General features: G+C 73.2%; 23 protein-coding genes and 1 pseudogene. 11 read left to right on the forward strand and 13 right to left on the reverse strand.

Annotated features, from left to right (window positions below):
- Positions 1 to 378 precede the first annotated feature (378 nt).
- From ACH499_RS04075 to ACH499_RS04095, 5 genes are all read right to left on the reverse strand, one after another.
- Positions 379 to 1245 carry a tyrosinase family protein gene (locus ACH499_RS04075; protein WP_356196568.1) on the reverse strand — a complete coding sequence of 289 codons (867 nt, stop codon included), beginning with the start codon at positions 1243 to 1245 and terminating at the stop codon, positions 379 to 381.
- The gene (locus ACH499_RS04080) at positions 1229 to 1678 is read right to left on the reverse strand and encodes a tyrosinase family oxidase copper chaperone (RefSeq protein WP_356196565.1); all 450 of its coding nucleotides are present in this window, start codon (positions 1676 to 1678) and stop codon (positions 1229 to 1231) included. Before ACH499_RS04080 ends, ACH499_RS04075 begins: the two co-directional genes overlap by 17 nt.
- Positions 1679 to 1973: 295 nt before the next feature.
- Positions 1974 to 2255 carry a hypothetical protein gene (locus ACH499_RS04085; RefSeq protein ID WP_399013686.1) on the reverse strand — a complete coding sequence of 94 codons (282 nt, stop codon included), beginning with the start codon at positions 2253 to 2255 and terminating at the stop codon, positions 1974 to 1976.
- 271 nt (positions 2256 to 2526) lie between these two features.
- Positions 2527 to 2805 carry a hypothetical protein gene (locus ACH499_RS04090; RefSeq protein WP_356196559.1) on the reverse strand — a complete coding sequence of 93 codons (279 nt, stop codon included), beginning with the start codon at positions 2803 to 2805 and terminating at the stop codon, positions 2527 to 2529.
- Positions 2806 to 2999: 194 nt separating this feature from the next.
- The gene (locus ACH499_RS04095; RefSeq protein ID WP_399013688.1) at positions 3000 to 3713 is read right to left on the reverse strand and encodes a hypothetical protein; all 714 of its coding nucleotides are present in this window, start codon (positions 3711 to 3713) and stop codon (positions 3000 to 3002) included.
- Positions 3714 to 4004: 291 nt separating this feature from the next.
- Between ACH499_RS04095 and ACH499_RS04100 the strand changes: the two genes are divergently transcribed.
- The 9 genes and pseudogenes from ACH499_RS04100 to ACH499_RS04140 all read left to right on the forward strand — a co-directional run.
- Complete coding sequence (locus ACH499_RS04100; protein WP_399013690.1) at positions 4005 to 5129, forward strand: DUF3344 domain-containing protein; 1125 nt, start codon at positions 4005 to 4007, stop codon at positions 5127 to 5129.
- Positions 5130 to 5187: 58 nt separating this feature from the next.
- Complete coding sequence (locus ACH499_RS04105) at positions 5188 to 6369, forward strand: glycosyltransferase (RefSeq protein WP_399013693.1); 1182 nt, start codon at positions 5188 to 5190, stop codon at positions 6367 to 6369.
- Positions 6366 to 7787: an exopolysaccharide biosynthesis polyprenyl glycosylphosphotransferase gene (locus ACH499_RS04110; RefSeq protein WP_399013694.1), complete on the forward strand. Its 1422-nt coding sequence runs from the start codon at positions 6366 to 6368 to the stop codon at positions 7785 to 7787. The genes ACH499_RS04105 and ACH499_RS04110 overlap by 4 nt, the downstream gene beginning before the upstream one ends.
- Positions 7788 to 7792: 5 nt before the next feature.
- Positions 7793 to 9139 carry an O-antigen ligase family protein gene (locus ACH499_RS04115; RefSeq protein WP_399013697.1) on the forward strand — a complete coding sequence of 449 codons (1347 nt, stop codon included), beginning with the start codon at positions 7793 to 7795 and terminating at the stop codon, positions 9137 to 9139.
- Positions 9136 to 10929 carry a lipid II flippase MurJ gene (locus ACH499_RS04120; protein ID WP_399013698.1) on the forward strand — a complete coding sequence of 598 codons (1794 nt, stop codon included), beginning with the start codon at positions 9136 to 9138 and terminating at the stop codon, positions 10927 to 10929. Before ACH499_RS04115 ends, ACH499_RS04120 begins: the two co-directional genes overlap by 4 nt.
- Complete coding sequence (locus ACH499_RS04125) at positions 10913 to 11677, forward strand: polysaccharide deacetylase family protein (protein ID WP_399013700.1); 765 nt, start codon at positions 10913 to 10915, stop codon at positions 11675 to 11677. Before ACH499_RS04120 ends, ACH499_RS04125 begins: the two co-directional genes overlap by 17 nt.
- Position 11678: 1 nt before the next feature.
- Positions 11679 to 12830: a glycosyltransferase gene (locus ACH499_RS04130; protein ID WP_356196546.1), complete on the forward strand. Its 1152-nt coding sequence runs from the start codon at positions 11679 to 11681 to the stop codon at positions 12828 to 12830.
- Positions 12827 to 13474, forward strand: a complete 648-nt coding sequence (locus tag ACH499_RS04135) for a lipopolysaccharide biosynthesis protein (RefSeq protein ID WP_356196545.1) — start codon at positions 12827 to 12829, stop codon at positions 13472 to 13474. Before ACH499_RS04130 ends, ACH499_RS04135 begins: the two co-directional genes overlap by 4 nt.
- A gap of 196 nt (positions 13475 to 13670) precedes the next feature.
- Positions 13671 to 14771 (forward strand): annotated as a pseudogene (locus ACH499_RS04140) (GNAT family N-acetyltransferase); the annotation flags it as partial.
- A gap of 29 nt (positions 14772 to 14800) precedes the next feature.
- Here the strand turns inward: ACH499_RS04140 and ACH499_RS04145 are convergent.
- Positions 14801 to 16141, reverse strand: a complete 1341-nt coding sequence (locus tag ACH499_RS04145; RefSeq protein WP_399013817.1) for a glycosyl hydrolase — start codon at positions 16139 to 16141, stop codon at positions 14801 to 14803.
- A gap of 167 nt (positions 16142 to 16308) precedes the next feature.
- Between ACH499_RS04145 and ACH499_RS04150 the strand changes: the two genes are divergently transcribed.
- Together ACH499_RS04150 and ACH499_RS04155 are read left to right on the forward strand one after the other, a co-directional pair.
- Entirely contained in the window at positions 16309 to 17568 is a 1260-nt protein-coding gene (locus tag ACH499_RS04150) for an ATP-grasp domain-containing protein (protein ID WP_399013704.1), read from the forward strand.
- Positions 17568 to 18833, forward strand: a complete 1266-nt coding sequence (locus ACH499_RS04155) for an NAD(P)-binding domain-containing protein (RefSeq protein WP_399013706.1) — start codon at positions 17568 to 17570, stop codon at positions 18831 to 18833. The genes ACH499_RS04150 and ACH499_RS04155 overlap by 1 nt, the downstream gene beginning before the upstream one ends.
- 250 nt (positions 18834 to 19083) lie before the next feature.
- Here the strand turns inward: ACH499_RS04155 and ACH499_RS04160 are convergent, their stop codons facing one another.
- From ACH499_RS04160 to ACH499_RS04190, 7 genes are all read right to left on the reverse strand, one after another.
- Positions 19084 to 19866, reverse strand: a complete 783-nt coding sequence (locus ACH499_RS04160) for an LPXTG cell wall anchor domain-containing protein (protein WP_356196540.1) — start codon at positions 19864 to 19866, stop codon at positions 19084 to 19086.
- A 708-nt stretch (positions 19867 to 20574) separates the two neighbouring features.
- Positions 20575 to 20835 carry a hypothetical protein gene (locus ACH499_RS04165; protein WP_356196538.1) on the reverse strand — a complete coding sequence of 87 codons (261 nt, stop codon included), beginning with the start codon at positions 20833 to 20835 and terminating at the stop codon, positions 20575 to 20577.
- A 208-nt stretch (positions 20836 to 21043) separates the two neighbouring features.
- The gene (locus ACH499_RS04170; protein ID WP_399013708.1) at positions 21044 to 21307 is read right to left on the reverse strand and encodes a hypothetical protein; all 264 of its coding nucleotides are present in this window, start codon (positions 21305 to 21307) and stop codon (positions 21044 to 21046) included.
- A gap of 203 nt (positions 21308 to 21510) precedes the next feature.
- A complete protein-coding gene (locus tag ACH499_RS04175; RefSeq protein WP_356196534.1) occupies positions 21511 to 21792 on the reverse strand; it encodes a hypothetical protein in 282 nt (93 codons plus the stop codon).
- A gap of 235 nt (positions 21793 to 22027) precedes the next feature.
- Positions 22028 to 22372 (reverse strand): hypothetical protein, encoded by a 345-nt coding sequence (locus ACH499_RS04180; protein ID WP_399013710.1) that lies wholly within the window; start codon positions 22370 to 22372, stop codon positions 22028 to 22030.
- A gap of 152 nt (positions 22373 to 22524) precedes the next feature.
- A complete protein-coding gene (locus tag ACH499_RS04185) occupies positions 22525 to 23397 on the reverse strand; it encodes an ABC transporter permease (protein WP_399013712.1) in 873 nt (290 codons plus the stop codon).
- Entirely contained in the window at positions 23394 to 26048 is a 2655-nt protein-coding gene (locus tag ACH499_RS04190; RefSeq protein WP_399013715.1) for a CocE/NonD family hydrolase, read from the reverse strand. The genes ACH499_RS04185 and ACH499_RS04190 overlap by 4 nt, the downstream gene beginning before the upstream one ends.
- Positions 26049 to 26106: the final 58 nt, after the last annotated feature.

A 26106-nucleotide genomic window follows, 5' to 3' on the forward strand; every position in this document is an offset into this window, starting at 1 on the left:
AAGCCGACAACCACGTCCATTTCCACGAGGGAAACGCTACGCAGGCCAACTGCCACTCCCCCCGGAGAGATGGGCGCCCACCGGCTGGATACCGACATCCAATCGATCGGAACGGCGTGTCGACAAGACTTCTCCGTGCCAGTCACACGGATAGGGGAGCGCGGTCCCATATATCTGGGACCGCTGTACCACCCGTCGGATTCCGATACCGTGAAATTGCAGGGCCGCAAGGGAAGGAAGCGTCACCAAGCCTCGCGTTCAGGCGAACTCAAGCCATTTCGGCCTGAATTCGCCAGCGACTTTCCGATCACCCGACAACGGCTGCCGACAGAGAGGCCGTTGCGAGTTCCACCGCCTGGGCGGGCGTCGGTGCCTGCGCTATGCGTACCGGTAGATCCGGCCGTGGTCCTCCAGCTCCTGCGGAGTCACGTTCCACGGTGGCAGCTTCTCCTGCCGCGCGACCACTCTGCCCCGCTGGGCGTCGCCGCGCGCCAGGGGCTTGGCGGGCAGGTAGCGAGCACCTCGGTGCCGTTGCTGCCAGCGCGTCCACAGCAGGTCGACGAAGGCGTGGTGGAGCCAGAAGACGGGGTCGTTGACGGAGGCCCCGCCGACCATGTGGCCGCCGACCCAGCGGTGCACCCGGTTGTGGGTGCGCCAAGAGCCCGGAGGGCGCCCCGTCCCCCACCCTTCGATCCTGTTGCGGAATCCCCTGGCCGAGGTGGAGTTCCAGGGCGACGTGTCGTACACGGGATCGGCGAGGGCCGCCTGCACGTCCTTGGACGTCGGCAGGGTGATCGGGTCCGCGGAGCGGCTCAGGTCACGCATGAGGTACCTGGTGTCGGTCACCCCTTCCCTGATGGTCCACGCACCGTTGCGGAAGGCGAAGGGGCCGGTCATGACCTGCCGGTCGGAGCGCCGCCCGGTACCTCCGAGCAGGTCGTCGGTCCACGGCACGGCCGCCCGGGAGCGCTCGCGTGTCCAGTCCCAGTACGGCACGGTCACCGAATCGTCCACCCGGCGCAGCGCCCGCTCCAGGTCCAGCAGGAACTTGCGGTGCCAGGGGAGGAAGGACGGTGTCATGTGGGCCGCTCGCAGCCCGGTCTCACCGTCGGGCGCGTAGTAGTGCATGTGCACGCGCACGAATTCGTCGTACTCGCCGCGGCGTTTGACCTCGAGCAGCGCGTTGACGAACCGGCGCCGTTCGGACCGGGTGAGCGTGCTGACGTCCTTACGCGTGTAGACCATGGGGATGGTCCTCCAGTGATCCCGTGCGGCTGCCCGGCACGCCGCTGCCGTCCGACGGACCGTCGCCTGCCCCGGGTGCGCCCAGCCTCGTGGTGGGTCCCAGTTCGTCGACGGCCGCCCGCGCGGCGGCCAGTGGTGTCGGGTACGACTGGTAGTGGTCGATCATGGTCATCCAACTGCCGTCCGCGCGGCGCATCAGGTGCAGGGGCCGTCCGTCCACCGTGACGTGCCAGCGGTCGGCGTCGCTCTGTGGAAGCCCGTGGGTGGCGGGTGTTCCGCCGACGATGCGCCGCCCGCGGTACGTCTCGGCGAACCACTCCCCGGCCTGGTCCCGTCCCGCCGACCGCACCTTCGACAGGAGCGGGCCGAGCGCCGCTCCGGTCCCCGTGGCGAGCACGAGTGTCAGCAGCCACTGCCGCCGTGTGGCCTTCATACGGTCCATGACTGACGCGGGCCGGGCGTCGACGGGCGGTGCCGCGGAAGGGAGCGGACACTCCGGGGTGCTGACGGCCGCCGCGGAACCGGCGGATGAACTCGTTGTCTTCATGCTGGTGTTCACCGATCTGGTCACGGCCTCCCCGAACTCGGCGCGGTTTCCCGGGTCGTGGGAATCCGTGCCCTTGTCGTGCGTCGTGGAGGGGAGCCGGCGTCGTCGCCGACTCCCCTGCCTTCACGTCCTTCCGGGACCCGCCCCTGGGCGACCGCAGGCACCCACGCAGGACTCGGACCTAGACGGGGAGCCCGCCGATCATGGGGCCGCCCGCGCGCTGGACGACGGGCTTGCCGGTGCCCTCCAGGACCCTGGACACGGACTCGCCTCCCTGCGTCTCGACCGTGCGCAGGTGCTGCGGCGACGACTGCGCGGCGACGGGCTCGCCGGCGATCTGCTTCGCCGCTCCGGCGAGGCTGCCGGCGGCGTCGCCCGTACCGCCGTGGGCGAAGGCCGGCGTGGCCGCACCGGCCACGGCAAGGGCTCCGGCAAGGACGGCGGCAGCCTTCAGAGGCTTCATGTTGTTCCTTTCCTCGGTAACGCACGGGCACTGAAAGGGAATTGCTTCGCCCGGCCCAACGAGCAGCACAGCCGCCGGTAACCCCGGAGGCGGAAGATTCCCTCTGCGCGCGTCCCTTGCTCACCCGGAGGAAGGACACGTGGTCGTTCGCCTTTCTGCCTGCCCGACGAACGTGTCGTCAAGACGCCGAAGAGGCCGACTCCGCACGGTGCGGAATCGGCCTCTTCGGCACAACACCCGACCTGCCGCCGAGGCGCGGTCGGCAGCGCCCTCACCTCACGCCAAGACCGCCCAGCAGCGAGCCCGAGTTCTGCAGGCCGTTGGTCGAGCTCTGCAGCGTCTGCCCGACCGAGCCCTTCTTCGAGAGGCCGAGCTTCTCGGTCTGCTCCTGCAGGGGCACGTCGCCGCCCGACCCCTGGGCGAGCGTGTCCGTGACGCCGCTCAGGCCGGCGCGGGAGACATCGTCGGCGCTGAGGGCGAACGCCGGCGCGGCGAAACCGGCGATGACCACAGACCCGGCAACAACGGCGGCGGTCTTCAGAGACTTCATCGTGTTCCTTTCCTCGGCACGTAACGGCCGGAGTGATGACACCGTGCCCAACGATTCCCTGCCGGTTCGGAACCGGGCGGGCGGGAGATTGCGGAGACCTCATATGAGATCTTTGCAATAAATGGGATCTTCCGAGCCGGGGATATAGGAACGGGAAAGCGCGAGAAGTCGTACCGGCCTGCCGCTGTCCCGTTCTAGGGCGCCGACAGGGTCGGCGGCGCGGGCTGTGCGACGGGATCCGGCGTGCTCCGGCCGTCGAGCAGCCTCGCGGCCAGGAGGCCGACGATCTCGTTCACCCCACTGTCGCCGTTCGGCCGCAGCAAGGCGCCGCCCCCGGGAGCGGTCGCCTGCAGCAGGCCCTGGACCACCTGGTCCAGGCCGAACGGAACACCGCTGCCCGGCACGGCCGTTCGGGAGCCCCGGGTCCCCAGGGCCGGGGTGAGGGGAGTCGAAGACCTCACCTCCTCCCGCAGTGCGAGCGGCGCGGGCAGCGTCACCGGCGCGGGCAGCGTCACCGGGCCGGCCGGTGCGGGCAGCGTCACCGGGTCGGCCGGCGCCGTCTCCTCCGGCACCGGCTCCGTCGTGCTCCCCGCGCCCGTCGGCACCAGCCCGGCCAGGGCGGTTTCGAGGGCATCGCGGAGTTCCTCGGCGTCCCCCGCCGGCAGCGGGCCGCCCGCACCCGCGAGTACGGCTTCGACCAGGTCGGCGACCGGGGCGAGTCCACCGCCGACCCCGCCGAGCGCCTCGATCTGGCCGATGACGTCCCCGTCGGCACGCGCCGCGGGCGCCGCCGCCCGGCCGTGCCCCCCTGCCGGTTCGCCCGCCGCCGCGGCAGGACCTGCGACCGCGACCAGGAGGGCGGCGCAGAGCGCGACGCCCGCGGCGCGTCGTGCGGGTGGATAACGCATGGTGGCTCCTTCGGACATCCGTCGTGGATCTTGAGCTCACTGTGGGGCGAGTCACCACGCTCTGCAACCGGACGCAACCACCCCGTAGGCGTAAGACCTCCTCGCGCGATCCCCCTCTCCCGGGGAAGGGCGAAGGGCCATCGAAACTTCACTATTTCGACACACTTGTCCGCTTCACTCGTTTCATCCCATTGATGATTAGAGTTGCGCATCGCCAGACGGGGTGCTGAGGCACGCGTCGCCGTGCCCCTCCCCCGACACCGCAGCCTTTTCTGGAAGGTCGAGCCGGACATGCGCAAACCCCTGGTCCTCCTGCTGCGCCGCACCACGGTGAGCGCCATCGCCCTGGCCGGGGTGTGGGCCCCCGCCGGCGCCCTGGCCCTCGCGCCCACCGCACCTCCGTCGCCGGAGAAGAGCCGCATCCCGTTCACCGAGCGGTACCAGTCCCTCCAGCGCGGCGGCATCGTGCGCGCGGCCAACGTCTCCATCACCTGCCGGGAGACCGAGCAGCAGTCGGCGCGGACCTCCTGCCCGGCCGTGCGCGCGGGAGGGAGCGGGGTGAACGGCGCCTACGACATGACCTACGTCGACGTCGACAAGGACCCGAACACCTACAACTCCTCCCGTGCCCAGGTCCGTCTGCCCAAGGGCTCACGGGTCAGCTACGCGCGGCTGTACTGGGGCGGCAATCTGCGGGTCGGCGAGCAGAAGCCGCCGGAGGACAACGGACGCGTGCTGATCGCGGAGCCCGGTGGGGAGTACAAGGAGGTTCTCGCGGACACCGTGGTCGGCCACCGCGTGGCAAACGGCGCGGACGCCTTCCAGGCGTCCGCGGACGTCACCGGGCTGGTACGCAACAGCAAGCAGGGTCTGTACACGGTGGCACAGGTCAACGTGGCGATGGGACGGTCGACTGCGGGCGCGTGGGGCGGCTGGACGCTGGTGGTGGCCTACGAGAACCGGGCCGAGCCCCTGCGGCACCTGTTCCTCTGGGACGGATTCGACACGATCGAGTCGGGCGTGACGGTCACCGCGGGCAAGCGCGGACCGCGTTTCGCGGAGGGCGCGGGCGGACGCGTGGGCATGACGGTCTACGACGGCGACCACGCCGTGACCGGCGACAGCCTCACCGCGCAGACCACCCGGACGGCCGCGGGCCGCCGTCGGACGACGGTCACCGAACTCACCGACCCGGCCAATCCCCGCGACGACGTCCTGAACTCCACGATCAGCGACCCCGGCCGCACCGCGCCGGAGCGTGTGCCGGCGTACGCCCGGACGCTCGGCTACGACTCGGACGTGTTCGACCTGGCGCCGGCCCTGCGGCGCGGCGGCGACCAGTTGACCCTCCGGCTCCGTTCGCCGCGGGACCCGGCGTGGGCCGGCGTGCTGTTCGCCTCCGTCGACGCCAAGTGATGAGGCCCGGCCCCTGCCGCACCGAGCGTCGGCGCCACCGCGAGCAAGGACGTCCCGCATGCTTCTGTCAGCAACCGCCCCACGGCCGCGGGTTCTCCACATCACCCAGCCCGTGGACGGCGGAGTCGCCCGTGTCGTGGCCGACTTGGTCAGGGCACAGGTCGCAGCCGGTACGGCCGTCACGGTCGCCTGCCCCGGCGGACCGTTCGCCGCGGAACTGAGGGCGCTGGGCGCGGACGTACGGGACTGGCCCGCGACGCGCACGCCCGGGGCGTCGCTCGCCCGTGAGGTGCGCGACCTCGCCCGCGTGGTGGCCGAGGTGCGCCCGGACCTGGTGCACGCGCACAGCGCGAAGGCCGGACTCGCCGGGCGGCTCGCCGTACGGGGGCGCGTCACCACCGTGTTCCAGCCGCACGCCTGGTCGTTCGAGGCGGTCCACGGGGCCGCCTCGGTGCTCGCGCGCGCCTGGGAGCGGTGGGCGACGCGCTGGACCTCCCACGTGCTGTGCGTGAGCGAGGCGGAACGGGCGACCGGCGTGCGCGCCGGGATCGACGTGCGGTGGCGCGTCCTTCCCAACGGCGTCGACCCGCGCCGCTGCCGCCCCGCACCCGCCGACGCGGCGCGGGCCGGGCTCGCGCCGCTGCGCGGGGTCGCTCCCTCCGCGCCGCTCGTCGTCTGCGTGGGCCGTCTGTGCCGGCAGAAGGGGCAGGACGTCCTGATCGAGGCGTGGCCCGCCGTCGCGCGCGACGTGCCCGGCGCGCGTCTCGCCCTGGTCGGCGACGGACCGGACCGCGACCGGCTGCGTCGGTGCGCCCCCGCGTCCGTGCTGTTCGCGGGGGCCGTCACCGATGCCGTCACCTGGTACCGGGCTGCGGATCTCGTGGTTCTGCCCTCCCGCTGGGAGGGCATGGCGCTGGCCCCGCTGGAGGCCATGGCCTGCGGACGGCCGGTGGTGGTCACGGACGTCGACGGGGCCCGCGAGAGCCTGCCGCCGGCATGCGCCCGGCACTGCCTGGTCCCGCCCGAGAACCCGGCGGCGCTGGCCGAGGCCGTCACCGCCCTGCTCCTCGACCCCCCGCTGCGTGAGTCGCTCGGCCGCCGGGGCCGCCGGCACGTCCTGTCGGCGCACGACACGCGTCACACCACGGAGGCGGTCGCGCACCTCTACCGCGACCTGATCGGCCCACGGCCCGCGGCGCCCGCCTCGGCCACCGAACGCAGGGAGTCCATCCACTCGTGACCGCGGAAAGCACCCTCCCTCTCACCGGCGCGCCCCACCGGGACCACGGATTCTCCCCCCTCTCGGTCGCCCCGCCCCGCGACGCCCCGCAGGCCCTCCGGCCCCCGATCCGCAGGCCGCCCCCGAAGCCGCCCTCTACGGTCGCGCTGTTCCTCGCGGACGGCGTGGCCGCGCTGCTCGGCGTCCTGCCCCTGAGCGGGACGCCGTTCCGCCCGCTCTCCGTGACCGTGCTCGTGACCGCTTCGCTGCTGCTGCGCCCGGAGCGTGCGCGCCCGCAGGCGAAAGGCGTTCTGGACGAACTCCCCGCCGTCTGCTGCCGCACCGTGGTGGCGTGGCTGGCCCTCGCGGAGGTCGTGGCGGTCTGCCGGCCCCCGCACACGCTGTCCGTCCGCGTCCTGCTGGCCGGCTGCGCCGTACAGCTCGTGGCGAGCTGTGCCCTGCGCGGCGCCGTCCACGCCAGGCGGCGCGCGGTGCTGCTGCGCCACCCGCGGGCCGCCCTCGTCGTCGGCCCGGCGGCGACGGCGCACCGCGTGGCCGCCGCCCTGCTGCGGAACCCGGGGTGCGGAGTGCGCCCGGTGGGTGTCGTCGCGGAGGGCGCGGACGGTGCCGGCGTCCTGCCGGTACTGACGGCCGAGGCTGCCTGGCGGGCGGTCGCCGAGAACGAGGTGCGGACGGTGCTGGCCGTCCATCCCTCCGTACGCGCCGAGCAGGGACCGCTGCTGCGGGCACTGGCCGAGACGGGCTGCCTGATCTGGGAGGTCGACGCGGACGCGCCGTCGTACGGGGCGAAGGCGCGGCTGGCCGGGTTCCCCTGCCGGCGGCTGGAGATGGCCTCGGCGCGCGGCGGCGCGGGCAAGCGCGTGCTCGACATCGTCGTGTCCGGGACACTGCTGCTGCTGGTCAGCCCGCTGCTCCTGCTGTGCGCGCTGGCCCTGCGGATCACCGACGGGCCGGGCGTGGTGTTCCGGCAGCAGCGCATCGGCAAGGACGGCGAACCGTTCACCCTGCTGAAGTTCCGCACGCACCGCCCCGCCGACGAACAGGAGTCGGCGACCCGCTGGAGCGTGGCGGACGAGAGCGGGATGCGCTGGTTCTGCCGCGTGCTGCGCCGCACCTCGGCCGATGAGCTGCTCCAGCTCTGGAACGTACTCAGGGGCGACATGAGCCTGGTCGGACCGCGGCCCGAACGCCCCTACTTCGTCGCCCAGTTCAGCCAGACCTACCCGGGTTACGCGGCTCGCCACCGGATGCGCGCCGGCATCACCGGACTCGCCCAGATCCACGGTCTGCGCGGCGACACCTCCATCGAGGACCGCTGCCGGTTCGACAACGCCTACATCGACGACTGGTCGCTGTGGCAGGACGTCACCATCCTCCTCCGCACCGCCTGCGCGCTCGTACGCCCGACGGGGAGCTGACCACCGTGAGCCATGCCCTGACCGCGACCGTCCGCCGCGTGTCCGCCCCTCCCCCGGCGCTCGCCGTGGTCGCCGTCGTCGCCCTGCTGGCGCTGCCGCCCGGCGGGTCCGGCGCGGGCGGCCCGGGACCCGCCGACGTGGCGTCCGGTCTCCTCGTGCTGTACTGCGCCCTCCGTCTCGTACGGGACCGGCGGCGCCCCCTGTCGCGTACGGCCGTGATCGTGCTGGGCCTGCCGGTGGTGGCGCTCGCCGTCTCGGCCGTGGGGGCGTCCACGCCGGAGGCCGGTCTCACCGGTCTGGTCCGCTATCTCCAGGTCTTCGTCCTCGTTCCGGCCGCCGTCCTGCTGCTCGTCCGCGACCGTGGCGACTTCCGGCTGCCGGCCTGGTCGCTCGTGGGGCTCGCGCTGTGGCAGGGCGCCATCGGCGTGCACCAGTACGCCACCCGGACCGGCGCCTCCTACCAGGGGGAGGACATCCGGGCCGTCGGGACCTTCGGTCCGCAGGACGTGATGGGCATGGCGACGGTGGTCGCCGTCGGCCTGGTGAGCGCCGTGGGTCTGGCGCTCGGGTCCGCGAGGCACCGGGCGGTCGCCGTCGGGTGCGCGCTGGCGCTGCTGGTGCCGCTCACGCTGTCCTTCAGCCGCGGCGCGTGGATCGCCACCGCCCTGACCTGCGTGGTGCAGTTGGCGCTGGCCGGACTGCGGCGCGCGCTCAAAGTCGCCGCTGCGGCGGTCGCCGCGGCGATCGTCCTCGTGGGTGGCCTGGGTGTGGGCACGGCCGTGCTCCAGGAGCGGCTCGAGAGCATCACCCGGGTCACCGTCGCCCCCGACCAGTCCGTCGTCGACCGGTACACGATGTGGACGGCGGCCGCGTCCATGTGGCGCGAGCATCCCCTGACCGGCGTCGGGCTGAAGGGCTTCCCCGAGCACCGGGACGGGCACGCGACGCCGGCGCTGTCGTCGGGCAGCGACGTCGCGGGCGCGGGAACCCCGTACCGCAGGCAGCTGCTGCTGTCGCCGCACAACATGTATCTCCTGGTCCTCAGTGAGCAGGGCCTCCTCGGGCTGGTCGCCTTCGCGGCGAGCTGCCTCGGACTGCTGGTGCTCGCGCTGCGCCGCCTGTGGCGCACGCGCAGGTCGCCGGTGCGCGACCTGGACTGCGCGCTCGTCGCCTGCGGGCTGCTGGTCTGGCAGCTCACCGAATTCCTGTACGGCGACATCGGCGGTCCCTCCACCGTGCTGACCGCCGTCTGCCTCGGGCTGGCCGCGTGGTGGGCACTGGCCCCGGCCGGCGACGCGACGACGGCGCCGGCCCCCGCGCGCCGGCAGGCAGAGGGGGCGGTCGCGCGATGACGCCGACGCCCCGGGGGACCCGCGGCCCCCGGACGGAGGTGCCCGTCCGAGAGGTCACCGCGCGGGCACGGCAGGCCGTGGATCCCTCCGCCGTCGCCCGGGGCTTCCTCGCCAAGGCCGCCCTGGTCACGGCGTCGCTGTCCCTCGGAGGGGCCGCGCTCGGCCTGGTCCGGGACCAGTCCCTCGCCCGGCTGTTCGGCGCCGGCGGCGAGATGGACGCCTTCCTGGTCGCGTGGACCGTGCCCGAGTTCGCCGCCACGCTGCTCGTCGAGGACGGACTGGCCTTCGTCCTGATCCCCGCGTTCAGCGCCGCGCTGGCACGGGGCGCCCGGGACGAGGCCGGCGACCCCGTGCGTTCCCTGGTGGCCGACACGCTGCCCCGGCTCTGCCTGGGCTTCGTCGCCGTCTCGGCCGTGATCATCGGCGGAGCCCCCTACCTGGTCGAGGTCCTGGCGCCCGGCCTGCCCGACCCACGCCTCGCCGCCGACTGCACGCGTCTGACGGCGACATGCGTGCTGAGTTTCGGTCTCGCCGGTTACTTCAGCGCGGCTCTGCGGGCACACCGCCGGTTCCTCCCGCCCGCGACGATCTACGTCGCCTACAACACCGGCATCATCGCGATGGTGCTCCTGCTCGGCGAGCGCTGGGGGGTGCGGTCCGCGGCGGCCGGTGTCGCGGTCGGCGGCTGTCTCATGGCGGCAGTGCAACTTCCCTCGTTCTGGCGGCGGTTGCGCGGCGGCACGTCCGCCGCCGAGTGTGCTGCCGAGGCGCGGACCGGGGTGCGCCCGGTGAACCTGGCCCTGGTCACCACCGTTCTCCTGTTCGCCCTGTGCCGCCAGTCGCAGGTCCTGATCGAACGATTCCTCGCCTCCGGACTCCCCTCCGGGGCCATCTCGGGCCTCAACTACGCGCAGAAGGTCGCGCAGATCCCCATGACGCTGTCTCTGATGCTGTGCACCGTCACCTTTCCGGTGGTGGCGCGGGCGCTGGCCGACGGCGACCCGGAGCGGGCGCGCGCCCGGACGGAGCGGGATCTCGTACTGGCCTGCTGCGTGGTCCTCCTCGGTGCCGCCACGGTCGTCTCCTGTGCCCCGCAGATCATCGAACTCCTCTTCCAGCGCGGCGCGTTCACCGCCCGGGACACGGCGGCGACGACGGACATCCTGCGGGTGTACGCCACCGGGCTGCTGGGTCAGACGCTGGTGGGCGTCCTGATCCGCTCGTACTTCTCGACGGGGCGGCCCACCTGGTACCCGGTGGGCGCGATGGCCGCGGGCATCGCCGCGACCTCGTCGATCGGGGCGGGCACGGTGGGCCCCTGGGGCGTCGCGGGCATCGCCGCCGCCAACGCCGCCGGCATCACCCTCACGGCCGCGCTGCTGCTCACGGGCCTCAGGCACGACCCGGGCAGACCGGCCGACGTCCGCGGCGCGGGGGTCACCGCGCAGTGGCGTCCCGAGAGCGCGGCACCGCAGCCGCCCCCCGGCCCCGCAGCGGCCGCGCCCGGGCCGGTCCCGCGTCACGGCGTCCGCCGCGGGGTCCCGGTCCGTGTCCCCCGGGTACTGGCCGAGCTGGGCAGGCTGGTCCTCGCGGCGACGGGCGCGACGGCGGCGGGAGCGTTCGCGGCGAACGGACCTGCCTCCCCCGCCGCGGGTCTCACGGCCGGCTGCGTGACGGTGACCGCGGTCTTCCTCCTCCTCGGCCGGGCCCTGGGCGCCCAGGGCTGCACGGCCGCACTCCACTCGGCCCACTCCCTCACACGAAGGCTGACGCATGGTCACTGCGCCTGACTGCATCGGCACCGCCTCACGCCCCGCGGCACCGCCCGGCGCGGTCCCCTGGGTGGCGATGTACCACTCGGTGGACACCTGCTCGTCCGACCCCTACCGCGTCACGGTCACGCCCGAACGGCTGGAGCACCAGCTCGCCTGGCTCGACCGGCACGGCCTGCGCGGCGTCACCGTGCGGGAGTTGCTGGCCGCCCGCGCCCGGGGGGAAGGCCGGAACCTGGTCGCTCTCACGTTCGACGACGGGTACGCCGACTTCCTCACCCACGCCCTTCCCGCACTGCGCCGCCGGCGCTTCGGCGCGACCCTCTTCGTCCTGCCCGGACGGCTCGGCGGCCTCAACTCCTGGGACCCGCTCGGCCCCCGCAAACCGCTGCTGACCGCGGACGGCGTCCGGGCCGCCGCCGCCGAGGGCGTGGAGATCGGCTCGCACGGTCTGACCCACATCGATCTCACCCGGGCCGACGACGTCACCCTCAAGAGCGAGACCGCCGACAGCGCGGCGCTCCTGCGAGAGCTGACCGGATCCCCGGTCGACGGCTTCTGCTACCCCTACGGCACGGTCGACTCCCGCGTCGTCGCCGCCGTACGCGACGCGGGCTACGGCTACGCCTGCGCCATCGACCCCGGCGCCCTGAGCGGCCCGCACGCCCTGCCCCGGCTGCACGTCGGGCAGAACGACACGGCCTGGCGGCTGGGCCTCAAGTACCGGCTGCACCGGCTGCGCCGACGTCCGGTCCGGGGCGTGTGACATGAAGGCCCTGCACATCATCACCGGCCTGGGGGTGGGCGGCGCCGAACAGCAGCTCCGGCTGCTGCTGCGGCACCTGCCCGTCGAATGCGAGGTGGCGGCCCTCACCAATCCGGGCGCCGTCGCCGCCGGGCTGGCCGCCGACGGCGTCCGGGTGCATCACCTCGGCATGCGCGGAAACCGCGACCTCACCGTGCTTCCGCGCCTGGTCCGCCTGATCCGCACGGGCGGCTACGACCTGGTCCACACCCACCTGTACCGCGCCTGCGTCTACGGCCGCCCCACCGCCCGGCTGGCCGGAGTCAAGGCAGTCGTCGCCACCGAGCACTCCCTCGGCGACACCCAGATGGAGGGCCGCAGGCTCACCCCGGGCGTCCGTGCTCTCTACCTGGCCGGCGAGCGGCTCGGTTCGGCGACGGTCGCCGTCTCGCCCGCGGTCGCCGACCGCCTCGGGCGCTGGGGCGTGCCCGCCCCGCGCATCGAGGTCATCCCCAACGGGATCGACCTGACCCACCTGCGCTTCGACCCGGCCCGGCGCCACCGCACCCGTCGCCGCATCGGTCTGCCCGACGACGCCTACGTCGTGGGCGGGATCGGCCGTCTCACCGCGGGCAAACGTTTCGACGTCCTCGTCCGGGCGGTCGCCCGGCTTCCCGGCGACCACTGGCTGCTGCTGGTCGGCGGCGGCCCGCAGGAGAACGTGCTGCGCCGCACGGCCCACGAGGCCGGCGTGGCCGACCGCGTCCTGTTCACCGGCGAACGCCCCTGTCTGCCCGACGGCTCGCCGGGACCCGACCTGCCCTCCCTCACCTCCGCGATGGACCTGCTCGTGTCGCCGTCGCCGGAGGAGACCTTCGGACTGGCGGTGCTGGAAGCCCTGGCATCCGGCCTGCCGGTGCTCTACGCCTCCTGCCCCGCCATCGAGGCCCTCCCCCCGCGGACCGCCCCCGGTGCCCGTCGCGTGCGCGGCGGCCCGGAGGCGTACGCACGTGCCGTCGCGGAGGTCCGCGCGGCCGGACCGCACCCCCGGACGGTCCCGGAGGCCGCCCGCCACTACAGCATCGCCCGCAGTGCCGCCCGCCTCATGGACGTGTACGCGGCGGCGATGTCCAGCTCGTTGTCACCCTCACCTCAGGGAGTCGAATCCTCATGACCGACAACCCCACGAAGCGCCGGCGGCGCCCGGCGCGTTCCGGGACCATGGCGCGCCTGGCATGGCTCGCGGCCGGCACGCTCGTCGGCGGTGCCCTCGGCGGCGCCTACGGCGTGGTCAGGGGCCCGGTGTACACGGCCACCAGCTACGTCGTCGCCGTCCCGTCCGCGAATTCCGACCCCGGACCCACGCTCGGCTTCGCCCAGGCGTACGGCCGGGCCGCCACCCAGTTGGCGGTGCTCCGCGACGCCCAGGACCAGGCGAAGGTGCCGGTGCGGACGCTGCAGCGGAGCGTGCGGACCGCGACCTCCCCGGACGCCCCGGTGATCGCCGTCTCCGCCAGCTCCCGGCGCCCGGGCCTCGCGCTCGGCATGGCCAACGGAGTCACCGACGCGCTGACCCGGCACGCCGAGGAGACCGAGGAGAACACGCACGTCAGGCTGGTCCGGTTCGCGCCGGCGGTCCGGCCGACGGACCCGTCGTCCGCACCGCCGTGGGTGACCGGCGCCGTCGGCGCGAGCGCGGGCGGCCTGCTGGTCGGCCTCGTGCTCCTCGTCCGGCCCCGGAAGACGGAGGACGACCCGCGGGGCCTGCCGTCCGTGCCCGGGCCGGCCGCCGCCGCCGACCAGCACCAGAAAGTGTGACATCGCCGCCCGGCGGGCGACCGGGGGGCAGCGGGGCGGGGCCCCGCCCTCGTTCACGCACCGGGCGGACGAGCCGTACCCACTCCCTACCGGCCGGGCTGCCAGAGGCCCGGCCCCTCGGACGAGAGGTCGCCATGGCAGTTCGGTTCCCACACAGCACGCACCTGCCGCATCCGACGCGTGAGCGGATCACCCGTTGAGACCGGGCCTCTCCGCGGAACTCGTCACCGACGAGACCGCCTTCGCCGAGCTGGCCCCGGACTGGGAGCGGCTCTACGGACGGTGCGGCACGGCGACCCCGTTCCAGAGTCACGCGTGGCTGCACTCGTGGTGGCTGTCGTACAGCCGGGGGCGGCAGTTGCGCCTGGTGCTGGTACGGGAGGAGGGCGCCCTGATCGCCGTGGCGCCGCTGACGCTCCGGCGCGGCCCCGTCCCCGCGTGGGTGCCGCTCGGCGGGGGCATCTCCGACTACGCGGACGTCCTGATCGACGACGAGCGGGCCGACCTCGCCGCCGCCGCGCTCACCGAGGGGCTCTCGGCGATCGCCCGCACGCTGCCCATCGACTTCCGCGAGGTGCGTCCGGGCGGCGCGGCGGAACGCGTGTACGAGCGCTGGCGCGGCCCGCGGCTGCGGATACTGGACTCCCTGTGCCTGGAACTGCCGGCGGCGCCCATGGACGAGCTGGTCTCACGGCTTCCGTCGAACACGGCCCAGCGGGTGCGCGCCAAGCTGCGCAGACTCCGGAGCCTCGGCGTGGAATGGCACGTGGTGGGCCCGGACCGGGTGGACGCGGCGCTGCGGAGACTGCTCGAGATCCACCGGTTGCAGTGGCAGGGGCGGAAGGTGACGACCGAGCACCTGAAGCCCCGGTTCCGTGAGCATCTGGTGCGCTCGGTGGTCCCGATGGTGCGTTCCGGAGCCGCGAAGGTCACCGAGTTCCTGCTCGACGGCGATGTGGTGGCCGTGGACCTGACGCTCGTGTCACGCGGCCTCGCGGGCGGCTACCTGTACGGCGCCCATCCGCGCCTGCGGGAACGGAAGGCGGACGTGGCGGTGATGCTCCTCGCCGCGTGCACCCAGCACACCGGCGCCGACGGGCTCGGCACGCTGAGCCTGCTGCGCGGCAACGAGCCGTACAAGCAGCGCTGGCGTCCCGAACCGGTCGTCAACCAGCGGCTGCTGCTGGCCCGGCGGCACACCGCCCCGCTGATGTCGGCGGTCACCTGGGAGATCGCCGGGCGCCGGCACGGCAAGGAGGCGCTGCACCGCCTCAGGAGCCGTGCCGGCGGCGGACCCGCCCCGGGCCCGCCCGCCCCCGGCGGCCGCTACGGGGTGCCCGACCCCCGGTCGGGACGCGGGCACAGCCTGCTGCCGAGCAACTGCTGGATCCAGTTCCCGAGGTTCGTCGCCGAGCAGCCGGCCGGGGGCGGCGACGGGGCGGGCGCGGTGGGCCGGCCGCCGGGGGCGAAGTGGGCGGTCCGGTAGATCCAGGACGCCCTGGGACGGGCCGCGCAGCGCCAGACTCCGTGCGGGCAGTAGTCCGACAGCGTGTTGTAGACCGCCTTGTGCTCGTCCATCCAATCGAGCATGCGTCGCATGTACACGGCGTTGTCGCCGTTGCGGAAGAGACCCCACTCGGGAAAGGAGATGGGCTTGTCATGGGCCTTCGCGAAGTCCACGTGCGCCTGGAGGCCGAAGGGCTCGTCCACCTGCTCGTCGAACGGCATCCCGCGCGGCTGGTCGTACGTGTCCATGCCGATGATGTCGACCGTGTCGTCCCCCGGATAGCACCGGGTCCAGGCAATGGCGTCCCGACCGCGGCTCGGCGCGAAGTCGAACCGGAACTTCTGCCCCGGCACCGAACGCATGGTGGTGACGATCCTGTTCCAGTACCTCTTCCAGGCCTCCGGGTCCGGCGCGCACCGATGGGCGTACGTCGTGCCGTTCATCTCCCAGCCGAGCACCAGGACCGCGTCCGGCACCTTCAGGGCGACCAGCCGCTCGGCGAGGACGCGGAAGTGGTGATCGAACGCTCCGGCGGCGCCGTATCGCAGCAGCGACCCGACCCGGGCGTCGGAGAGACCCTCCTCGTTCCGTTCCATCATGGGCACGTTGACGACGAGCATCCGGTCGGCGTCCGCCCCGCGCCAGCGCGCCCACCCGTCGAGGAAGCCGTACGCCCCCTCGATGTCGCTCCAGCGGTGACCGGGCAGATACGTGTGGCCGACCCGCACGTCGGCACCGCCCAGCCAGCGGCTGAAGCCCTCGATGCGGGCCACTCCCCTGACGTCGGACCCGAGGAACGCGCCGAACGCCGGAGGTGTCGCCCCGCCGTCCGGCTCGGCCGGCACCGTTGCCGCGGTCCCGGTGACTGACGGGACCGGGGAGTTCCCGGGGGCCAAAGGCACCGCCGACGCCGACGGTCGGGGCGGTGGAACCACCGCCGACGCCGACGGCCCGGGCGATGCGGTCGCCGGGGCCGCCGACGGCTGTGGCGGCGAGGCCAGCGGGGAAGCCGGCCCGGCCGGTACCGGAGCGGACGGACCGGCGACGCGGATCATCCCCGCCGCGTGGCCGGGACCGGTCGCCAGCGCGGCCGCCACGGCGATGGCCGCCGCGACGACCGTCAGCCGCCCGGCACCGGCCCGGCGCTGCTGTGGACCCACGCCCGCTCCCTCCTCCTCGACCTGCCGCCACTGGCCGATCACGCGCGTTTCCTGACGTGACGCCATATGACAGTTATTCACATTAAATGAATGGTTTCTCCGTTCTTTGCCGCCTTCGAGTGCCTCGCTCACCCGGACGGAAGAGCCGATCCGAAGGGACACAGTCCGTGTCACTGCTCGACACCCGCGTCCCCGCCGTCCTTCTGCGGGTCGACCCGAACCCCTTTCACCACGGGACGCTAGGAGCCGTGCGCTCGCTCGGCAGAGCGGGCGTGGAGGTGCACGTGGTCGCCGCCTCCGCGGGAAGTCCCGTGTCCAGCTCCCGTTTCGTGCACCGGACGCACACCCCGCCGCCCCCCGGTGCCTCTGCGCCAGACATCGCCCGCGTACTGCACCGGGTGGCGGCCCGGGTCGCCGGCGCCGCGGTCCTGGTCCCGATGGACGACGCGAGCTCGATCGCCGTGAGTCGCATGCGTGAGACTCTGGCGCCCTCCTACCTGCTGCCCGCCACGCCGGACGGGCTGCCCGAGCGCGTCGCCGACAAGGCCGCGCTGGCCGCCGTCTGCGCACAGGCGGGGATCCCGCATCCCACGACCCTCGTCCCGGAGAGCGGGGCGCAGGCCGAGGCCGCAGTCCACCGCCTGGGGCTGCCGGTGGTGTCGAAGTGGAGCCGGCCCTGGCTGCTGCCGGCCGGCCGCGGACTGCAGAGCACGAAGGTGCTGAACTCCGCACAGCAGGCACGGGAGCTGTACCGGCACTCCGAGGAGGCCGGCAGCCCACTGCTGTTGCAGCAGTACCTGCCGCCGGGGCGGGACCGGGACTGGTTCTTCCACGGATACGCCGACCGCTCCGGCGGCGTGCGCGCGGGCGGGACCGGCCGCAAACGCCGCGCCTGGCCGCGCGGGGCCGGGCTGACCGCGGTCGGCCACTGGACGTCCAACCCGCACGTGCGGGCGCTCTCCGAGCGGCTCGCCGGTGAACTGGGCTACCGGGGCATCCTCGACCTGGACTTCCGCCGCTGCGCCACCACGGGCCGGTACCACCTGCTCGACTTCAACCCGCGCCCGGGCGCCCAGTTCCGGCTCTTCTCCGACACCGCGGGCCTGGACGTCGTACGCGCCCTCCACCTGGACCTGACGCACCAGCCGCTGCCGCAGGGGGCGCCGCGGGAAGGGCGGACCTTCGTGGTGGAGAACTACGCGCCGTTCGCCGCGCTGGGGCCGGCGCCCCAGGGGCGCGAACTGGCCTGGCACGCCTCGGACGACCCGGCTCCCGGCCGCGCGATGCGCGCCCTGTGGCCCCGGCACGTCGCCCACAGGGTGCGGGGGCGCTGGGCCACGGCCGCGCCGGTCCCCGTCCAGGGACGTCCGGCGCACAACGAGACCGTAGCGACCAAGACCGACGACGAGAAAGCGAGTGGTTGCTGATGTACGACTTGCTGGTGGTGGGCGCGGGCCCGTACGGCCTGTCCGTCGCGTCCCACGCCGCGGACGCCGGACTGAGCCTCCGCGTCCTCGGCCGCCCCATGGCGACCTGGCGGGACCACATGCCCGGCGGCATGTTCCTGAAGTCCGAGCCGTGGGCCTCCAACCTGGCCGACCCCCGGGCCCGTTGGCGCCTCGACACCTACTGTGCGACGCGGAGCCTGCCGGTCGGTCACGCGAGGCCGATCCCGGTGGAGACGTTCGCCGAGTACGGCCTGTGGTTCGCCGGCAACGCCGTTCCGCCGGTGGACGAGCGCATGGCGAGCCGGGTGACTATCCACCCGACGGGCTTCGAGGTGCTCACCGAGGACGGCGAGGCGCTGCGCGCCCGGACGGTGGCGCTCGCGGTCGGTGTCCTGCCCTTCCTGGAGGTACCGCCCGCGCTGCGCGGCCTCGATCCCACGCTCGTCTCGCACAGCAGCCACCACCGGGACCTCGGCCACTTCCGCGGCCGGGACGTCACGGTGATCGGCGGGGGCCAGGCGGCCCTGGAGACCGCGGCCCTGCTGTCCGAACAGGGAACGCGCGTACGCGTGCTCTCCCGGGCCGACCGACTGGTCTGGAACGACGTACCACCGCCCTGGCAGCGCCCCTGGTGGCAAGCGGCCCGCGCTCCGCACAGCGGCCTCGGATGCGGCTGGCGGAACTGGTTCTACGCCGAAAGACCCGGCCTCTTCCACCGCCTCCCCGAGGCGAGCCGGGTCCGCATCGCGGCCACCGCGCTGGGCCCGGCGGGCGCCTGGTGGGTACGCGACCGGGTGGAGCCGGCGGTGGACGTCCTGCTCGGACACGCGGTCGCCGGGGCCCGGGCCGTTCCGGGCGGCGTACGGCTGAGGACGGTGACCCGGCACGGGGAGTCGCTCTCCCTGGAGACCGAACACGTGATCGCCGCCACGGGTTTCCGGGCGACCGTGGACAAGCTGGACCTGCTCTCCGGCGAGCTGCGCGGGAGTCTGGCGACAGCAGCCGACGACTCCCCCGTGCTCGACCGGTGCTTCGAGTCCTCGCAGCCCGGGCTCTTCCTGGCCGGCCTGCTCACCGCCTCCGCGTTCGGACCGGCCATGCGCTTCGTCCACGGCGCGACGTTCACGGCGTCCACCCTGGTGCGCGGGGTGCGCCGCCGACTGCGGACCGCCCGGCCCGGCGCCGTCTTCACGGTGCCGGAACGCCGGGAGCTCGTGGCGGAACCGGCCGAGGCACCCTGCTGAACGGTGGTGGCGGGCCCCCCCGGGCCGGCCCCCCCGCCGCCGCCCCCCCCCGGGGGGGGGGCCCCCCCCCCCGGGCCCCCCCGGCCCCCCCCGGCAACCGACACCCCGCGCCCCCCCCCCCCCGGACCCCCCCCCGCGCCCGCCCCGGGGGGGGGGGGCCCGCCCCGCGGGGGGGGGGGGGCGCCCCCCCCCGCCCCCCCCCCCCCGGGGGGGGGCCCCCCCCCCCGGCGCCCCCCCCCACGGCGGAGCCCTAGCGCGGGGAGGCGGCCCGGCCGCGCCGGTACAGCAGGACACCGCTCGTCATCAGCAGCGCGGCGACGCCCGACGCCGTGATCAACTCTTCCCCCGCGCCCGTCTGGGCCAGGGACGGCGGCTGCTCCACCGTCGTCCTGGTCGGCGGGTTCGACGCGGGAGGCGTCGCGGGCGGCTCGGACGGCTTCTCGGGCGTGGTCGTGGGGGGCGTCACCGGCGTCGTCGGTGTGTCGCCGTAGCCTCCGCACGTGTCGACGTCGTCACCGTAGCCGCCTCCCTCCTCGCACGGGGCGGTGTGTCCGCCGAAGCGGCCGTCGGTGAAGTGCCGGATCACTTCCTCGCTCACACGGTTGCCGAACTCCCGGACGCCGCCCTGGTCCAGGTGCTCGTCGACGCTCCGTACGACGTCACGGCCGTCCAGGTACGTGGGGAGACCGCGCACGACGTTCTCGCCCGGCCGTCCGTCGGCCGCGGGACGGGACGCCTCCCCACCCTGCCGGGACGCCTCCTCGGCGGAGCCGCCGTCATCGCCGTAACCGGCCGAGGCGGCCCGGTCGCGGGATGCGGCGCGTTCGCCCTGCCGGACGTCGTCGCCCTGGGCCGAGCCGTGGGACTCGGCGCCGTCCGCCGAAAGGTCGTGGGCGCTGTGGGACAGGGCGCCGAGCATGCCTCGGGCGGTCTCCTGGGCGTCCGAGGCCGCGAACGCCGGGGTGGCGTACAGCGACAGGATGCTCGTCGCGGCGCCGGCCACGACCATTCCCTTGCTCAGATTCCGTCGCATCTAGTCGTCTTTCTGATCGAAGAAGGGTGGGAAAATTCGGCCGGAAGTCCGGACCGGCCGGATCCCCCCGAACCTGTCCGAACCGCTTCCTTCATGCTGGGACATCGCTCCGACCTGGAGCGCAGGGAATCGAATGGGCCGGCTCATCACTTCTTCCGACGCTTCCCACCGTTGCGTCGAGAGGCGACTTCACGTCTGCCGTAATTCCTTTTCCACTTGATTCGCCGGCTCGTCCAGTAATGGGATCCGGTGAAATGCCAGTAACAACAATCCGGGCATCGATAGATCCGGTCCGGGATCTTCTCCAGCATCGGCTGTTTGACCAGCCAGACCCTTGCCTCGGATTCGGTGCGAAAGGATGCCTTGCCCGTTTGGGGACACCGTGGAAAGTTGATCGCACTGTGCATGTTCCGCCCCGAGATCCGATGCGACTCACATCTTCAGCAGAAGGATGGAATAGATGCTGCACCACCGGGGAAGTCATCATCAAGCGGGTGACACTCATTCGGGGGCGGCCGTCCCGAACTTCCCCCGAACGGCCCCACCATTTAATGCCTATATGAATTCAGAAAATCTGATCTACCGTGGAGTGAAATGAGCCCGAAAAAGCAGTCAGCGGCCATCGGGGCGATGACCGCTGACCATGTTCGCTTCCCTGCGGCACGAGGGGGCCTGCCGGCCCCCGAGGCACGAAGGGCGCACCTTCCGCTAGTTGCTCGGCGCGGCCTGGGTGCAGAAGTTGCCGATGTTGGTGACACTGTCCCCGAGGACCGAGATCGGCGCGTTGACGGTGATCAGGGAGGCTTCGAACTCCTGCTCGCAGTTCAGGAACTGCGCGTTGTCGACGGAGGCACGGGGCGGGGGCGGCGGGTCACCCGCACAGTCCTTGGCGTGTGCGGACCCGGCGGCCGCGAGACCGACACCGCTGAGAACACTGGTCACCAGCATGACCTTCTTGAACCTGCGCACGCACATCTCCAATTGACTCTTGGCCTTAAAGGCATTGCGGTATTCACTAGCACGGAACGGGGAACGTCGCGATTCCGACGCGCCCCGTTCGGCGAGCTGCCGATTGTCTCCCCCTGCGACCCGAGCACCGAATACCCGATCAGGCGCCGACGCAGAAGAACTGGGGGCGGGTCCCGCACCGGGCGCACGGGACCCAGCCACACCCGAATCAGTCCTCGACGGCAACCTGCGAGCAGAAGTTGCCGATGTTCTGCGTGTTGTCGCCGCCGATCGGGCCCACGGTGACCGGGGCGAAGGCAGTGCCGGCATCGAAGGACTGCTCGCACGACGCGACCTGGATGTTGTCGATGAAGAACGGGTTGTCGTTGGCGGTGGCAACCCCGCTGCCGACAATGCCGACTCCGCCGACCATGACAGCCACGGCCGCGATCTTCTTGAGCTTCTGCATCGGGTCTCCGATCTTCGCGGACACGGCCATCCTTACAGTCCGTGTCTGACTCGTCACAGACGCTAGCATGCGCCCACCTTGTCACGCCATTTCCGACACACCCGATTGAGTGGTGCTAATCAATTCATGTCACGACATTGTTCGATACCCGCATAAAGTGGTTCCGCCCATAAACAAAGGGCCCCGCACCCAAGATGCGAGACCCTCTGCTGATGACGTACGGCAAATCAGTCCTGCAGGCTGGCCTGCGTGCAGAAGTTGCCGATGTTCTGGGTGTTGTCGCCGGTGACCGCGCCGGTCACGGGAGCGAAGGCGGCGCCACCGTCGAACTCCTGCTCGCACTGAAGCACCTGCAGGTTGTCGATGGAGATGCCCGGGAACGGCTCCCCGAAGGAGTGACCGCCGTTGGCGCTGGCCGCTCCGGCGCCGGCGAGGCCGATACCGCCGACCATGACGGCCACGGCCGCAACCTTCTTGAACTTGTGCATCGTGTCTCCGATTTCGTTCACGCACACGATCCTCCTTACGGACCGTGCCCGACTCGTCACAGAACATAACACACGACTCCCTAAACCCTGCATTTCCGACACACCCGATTGAACCCATCTAATCGGGTAATTCATACATTTGCGCCGCCCGGGATACCGAATGCACCACAGCGTTTGACGCGACCGGGAACACAGCAAAGAGCCGGCGAGCGGACCGGGGTCCGACTCGCCGGCGGGTGGTCGCGCCGAGGCTCCGTCAGGGGGTGCAGAGGGTGGTCGTCTCCCCGCCGCTCTGCAGCGTCGCGCAAGCCTGCTCGACCCGGGGGCTGGCGACCGTGATCGTCTGCTGGACACCGGCCTGAACGGCCTGCTGGAAGTTCGCGATCTCCGCGCCGTCCGCGGTGATGCGCACATCGACGACCCGGCTCGCGCCGCACAGGAGGAAGACGCTGATCGCGGTGCTCTCGGGGCTGCTGATCTTCTGCACTCCGGTGGCGCAGGGGAAGCTCTGCCCGGGGGCGGCCTGCGCGGGAGCGGCGGCGAAGAGCGGTACGGAAGCCAGCAGCGCGACGGCCGCCGAACTGAGCGTGCGGTGGAGCATTGATCCTCCCAGGTGTCACCCGGGCAGGCGGCCGCAGACTGCCTGCCTCGACGATGGCGCCCGAGACCGTTCGGGCACCTTTCGTGACGAGGTGATCACGGAGAGTTCCCTCCCGCAATACACGCCGCCCGGATGGCCGCCCCGCGCCCTGCCTAGGACACCACGTCCTTGCGGGCGAATCCCCGGAAGGCCAGGGCGAACAGCACGACGGCGTAGGTGACGGAGACGGCGGTGCCCTGGATCATGCCGGACCACTCGGGGCTCGGCTGGACGGCGTCCGCCCAGGCGAACTGCCAGTGCGCGGGCAGGAAGTCGCGCCAGTGGCCGAGGGCGGTCACCGCGTCCAGGACGTTGCCGACGATGGTGAGGCCGACGGCGCCGCCGACCGCGCCGAGCGGTGCGTCGGTCCTGGTCGACAGCCAGAACGCGAGCCCGGCGGTGACCAGTTGGGACACGAAGATGTACGCCACGGCCACCACCAGCCGCTGGGCCGCCGTGCCCGGCGCGAGCGAGCCGCCCGTCGGGATCGCCAGCGGTCCCCAGCCGTAGGCCACCGTGCCCACGGCGAGGGCGACCAGCGGCAGCAGGATCATCGCGGCGAGGCTGAGCCCCAGCCCGACGGTGAGCTTGGATGCGAGCAGCCGGGCGCGCGGCACGGGGGCGGCGAGCAGGTAGCGCAGGGAGGACCAGCTCGCCTCGGAGGCCACCGTGTCCCCGCAGAACAGGGCGACGGGGACGACCAGCAGGAAGCCCGCCGAGACGAAGAGGTTGACCGCGGCGAAGTTGGCGCCGGACGCGGTGGCCGTGTCCATCAGGGTGATGCGGTCGCCCCGGCCGTCGGGTTCGCCGCCGATGGCGAAGGCGGCGACCAGGACGAACGGCAGCGCGGCGAGGATCGCGCCCATGACCAGCGTGCGGCGCCTGCCGAGCTGACGTGCCAGCTCCACGTGCAGGGGCAGCGTGCGGCCCGGCCGGTAACCGTACGCGGTCTCCGCGGGCCGCGGGGTCTGCGCGGGCGCACTCATGCGGAACCTCCGATCAGGGTGAGGAAGGCGTCCTCCAGACGGCGGTGCGGGCCGACGGAGGCCACGGGCACTTCCAGCCGGACCAGTTCGGCGACCAGGCGGGGCGCGGTGCCGTCGGGGTCCAGTCGGATCAGGAGCCCGTCGTCGGTGTGCACGACCGAGGCCACGCCCGGCAGGGCGGCGACCTTCTCCACGACCGGTTCCTCCACGGGGACGCCGGTACCGACCAGGAGGGTGTCCCCGGAGCCGATGATCTCGGCGACCGGGCCCGCCTGGACCAGGCGTCCGCGGTCCATGACCACCAGGTGGGTGCAGGACTGCTCGACCTCGGCCAGCAGATGGCTGGAGACGATCACGGTGCGGCCGGCCGCCGCGTAACGGATCATCACCTGGCGCATCTCGCGGATCTGTGGCGGGTCGAGGCCGTTCGTCGGCTCGTCCAGGATGAGCAGGTCGGGCAGGCCGAGCATGGCCTGGGCAATGGCGAGGCGCTGGCGCATGCCCTGCGAGTAGGTGCGCACCGCGCGGGCCAGGGCGTCGCCGAGGCCGGCGATCTCCAGGGCCTCGTCCAGATGGGCGTCCTCGGGCGGGCGGCCGGTGGCCCGCCAGTACAGCTCCAGGTTCTCCCGGCCGGACAGGTGCGGCAGGAAGCCGGCGCCCTCGACGAACGCGCCGACCCGGGAGAGCACGGGGGCGCCGGGCCGGACGGCGTGCCCGAAGACGCGGATCTCGCCGGCGTCCGGTGTGATCAGGCCCATCAGCATCCGGAGGGTGGTCGTCTTGCCGGCGCCGTTGGGGCCGAGCAGGCCGAGGACCTGGCCCTTCTCGACGCGGAAGGACACCTCGCGCACCGCGTAGCGCTCGGCGGACCCCGCGTAGCGCTTGCTCAGGCCGGTGATCCGCAGCGGGACCTCGGCGAGCGCGGGGTCGGGGGCGGGCGCGGCGGTGCGGCGGCGGCCGGTCAGCAGCAGGGCCAGCGCGGCGGCGAGACCGGCGAGCGGCAGCCACCACACCCAGGCGGGCAGCGGTGCGGCGGCGGCGGTGACGCCGGGTGCCGTCGGCACCTTCAGGTCGCCCTTCAGGGAGACCGTGTACGTGGCGGGTGCGGCCGGGGAGGCGTAGCCGAGGTCGGTGGAGGCGAGGACGAGGCGCAGGCGGTGGCCCTTCCGGACCTCGTGGTCGATCGCCGGGAGGGTGAGGGTCACGTCCCTGCCGGCGCGGGCGTCGCCGACGCGGACGGGGGTCACGAGCTGGGAGGGCAGCACGGGTGCGGTGCCGCCGGGGCCGACGTCGTAGACCTTGGCGAAGAGGACGGCGTCGTCGGTAGTGGAGCGGACGTGGACGGTGGCCGTCGGGGAGCCGGTGATCCGCAGGTCCTCGCGCACGGGGGCGGACTCGAAGGCGGCGTGCTGCCCCGGGAAGTCGAGGGAGAGACCGACGCCGAGCGAGGAGAGCTGGGCCAGACCGCCCGCGGCGCCGCCGATGCCGGGGAGGCCGGAGACGGCGGGCGGGTTCGCGCCCGCGGGGTTGTCGACGCGCTGCTCGCGTCCGCGCAGCGGCACGGTGACCCGCCCGCTGTCCAGACCCGGGTAGCGGTCCGCGCTCGCGCCCCGCAGTTGCGCCTGTCCGTCGGTGGAGTCCACGCCGCCGGTGCGGGTGACCCGGAAGGCGGGGCCGGTGCCGGTGCCCTCGTCGTCCTTCAGGTAGCGGTCGAACCAGGAGCGCACGCGTGCGGAGACGCGGTCGCCCTCCATGTCGCCGCCGTCGTGTCCGCCGGCGATCCAGTCGACGGCCACCGGCGCGCCGTTGGCGCTGATCGCCCGCGCGGCGGCGTCGGCGTGGCCGAGCGGGAAGAGGGAGTCGGTCTGTCCCTGCGTCAGGAGGGTGGGGACCCGGATGCGGTCGCCGACGGCCTGCGGGCTGCGCTCGTCCAGGAGGGCATCGGCCCGCTGGTCGGGCGTCCCGGACTCGGCGACCCGCTGGTACATCCGGCACAGCTCCGCCTCGAAGCGGTCGCAGCCGCCGCCGGAGTTGACGAACATGCCGGCCCACAGCTTCTTGAAGACGCCGTTCGGGAAGAGCGCGTCCTTGAGGTTCCAGTAGGTGATGGCGGGGGCGACGGCGTCCACCCGGCGGTCGTGCCCGGCGGCCAGCAGGGCGACCGCGCCGCCGTAGGAGCCGCCGGCCACGCCCACGCGGGGGTCGCCGGCGCCGTCCAGCCGGACCTGCGGCTGCTGCGCCAGCCAGTCGATCAGGCGGGAGACGTCGGCGACCTCGCCGTCCGGTGCGTTGAGCCCGATCTTGCCCGTGGACTTCCCGAAGCCGCGTGCCGACCAGGTCAGCACCGCGTATCCGTCCCTGGCGAGGGACTCCGCCTGCCGGCGCGCGTCGGCCTTGCTTCCGCCGAAGCCGTGCGCGAGCAGGACGGCGGGGCGGCGGCCCTCGTCGCCGGCCGTGAAGTAGGAGGTGTCCAGGCGCACCCCGTCCCCCATGGACATGACCCGGTCGCTGCGGTGCACCGGGGGCGGGTCGTCGGAGGCGACGGCCGTCCACGTCCCCGCACCGGCGAGCACGACGACGGCGGCCGCGGCGGAGAGCGTCCGTCGCGGCCGCCGCAGCAGCCCTCGTACACGGGGCAGTCGAAGATCCATGGGTCAACGGTACGGGCCGCCCCCGGCATCGGGGGCGGCCCGAGGGGTGAACCGGGGC

It is taken from the genome of Streptomyces sp. NPDC018947, assembly GCF_044390505.1.
Lineage (GTDB): Bacteria > Actinomycetota > Actinomycetes > Streptomycetales > Streptomycetaceae > Streptomyces.

What these genes read in the sequence shown, in the direction of transcription:
- ACH499_RS04130 (WP_356196546.1), top strand. Translation starts at nt 11,679, where the DNA reads ATGAAGGCCCTGCACATCATCACCGGCCTGGGGGTGGGCGGCGCCGAA.
- ACH499_RS04085 (WP_399013686.1), bottom strand. Translation starts at nt 2,255, where the DNA reads ATGAAGCCTCTGAAGGCTGCCGCCGTCCTTGCCGGAGCCCTTGCCGTG.
- ACH499_RS04120 (WP_399013698.1), top strand. Translation starts at nt 9,136, where the DNA reads ATGACGCCGACGCCCCGGGGGACCCGCGGCCCCCGGACGGAGGTGCCC.
- ACH499_RS04135 (WP_356196545.1), top strand. Translation starts at nt 12,827, where the DNA reads ATGACCGACAACCCCACGAAGCGCCGGCGGCGCCCGGCGCGTTCCGGG.
- ACH499_RS04090 (WP_356196559.1), bottom strand. Translation starts at nt 2,805, where the DNA reads ATGAAGTCTCTGAAGACCGCCGCCGTTGTTGCCGGGTCTGTGGTCATC.
- ACH499_RS04095 (WP_399013688.1), bottom strand. Translation starts at nt 3,713, where the DNA reads ATGCGTTATCCACCCGCACGACGCGCCGCGGGCGTCGCGCTCTGCGCC.
- ACH499_RS04160 (WP_356196540.1), bottom strand. Translation starts at nt 19,866, where the DNA reads ATGCGACGGAATCTGAGCAAGGGAATGGTCGTGGCCGGCGCCGCGACG.
- ACH499_RS04155 (WP_399013706.1), top strand. Translation starts at nt 17,568, where the DNA reads ATGTACGACTTGCTGGTGGTGGGCGCGGGCCCGTACGGCCTGTCCGTC.
- ACH499_RS04180 (WP_399013710.1), bottom strand. Translation starts at nt 22,372, where the DNA reads ATGCTCCACCGCACGCTCAGTTCGGCGGCCGTCGCGCTGCTGGCTTCC.
- ACH499_RS04080 (WP_356196565.1), bottom strand. Translation starts at nt 1,678, where the DNA reads ATGAAGGCCACACGGCGGCAGTGGCTGCTGACACTCGTGCTCGCCACG.
- ACH499_RS04190 (WP_399013715.1), bottom strand. Translation starts at nt 26,048, where the DNA reads ATGGATCTTCGACTGCCCCGTGTACGAGGGCTGCTGCGGCGGCCGCGA.
- ACH499_RS04075 (WP_356196568.1), bottom strand. Translation starts at nt 1,245, where the DNA reads ATGGTCTACACGCGTAAGGACGTCAGCACGCTCACCCGGTCCGAACGG.
- ACH499_RS04105 (WP_399013693.1), top strand. Translation starts at nt 5,188, where the DNA reads ATGCTTCTGTCAGCAACCGCCCCACGGCCGCGGGTTCTCCACATCACC.
- ACH499_RS04125 (WP_399013700.1), top strand. Translation starts at nt 10,913, where the DNA reads ATGGTCACTGCGCCTGACTGCATCGGCACCGCCTCACGCCCCGCGGCA.
- ACH499_RS04185 (WP_399013712.1), bottom strand. Translation starts at nt 23,397, where the DNA reads ATGAGTGCGCCCGCGCAGACCCCGCGGCCCGCGGAGACCGCGTACGGT.
- ACH499_RS04100 (WP_399013690.1), top strand. Translation starts at nt 4,005, where the DNA reads ATGCGCAAACCCCTGGTCCTCCTGCTGCGCCGCACCACGGTGAGCGCC.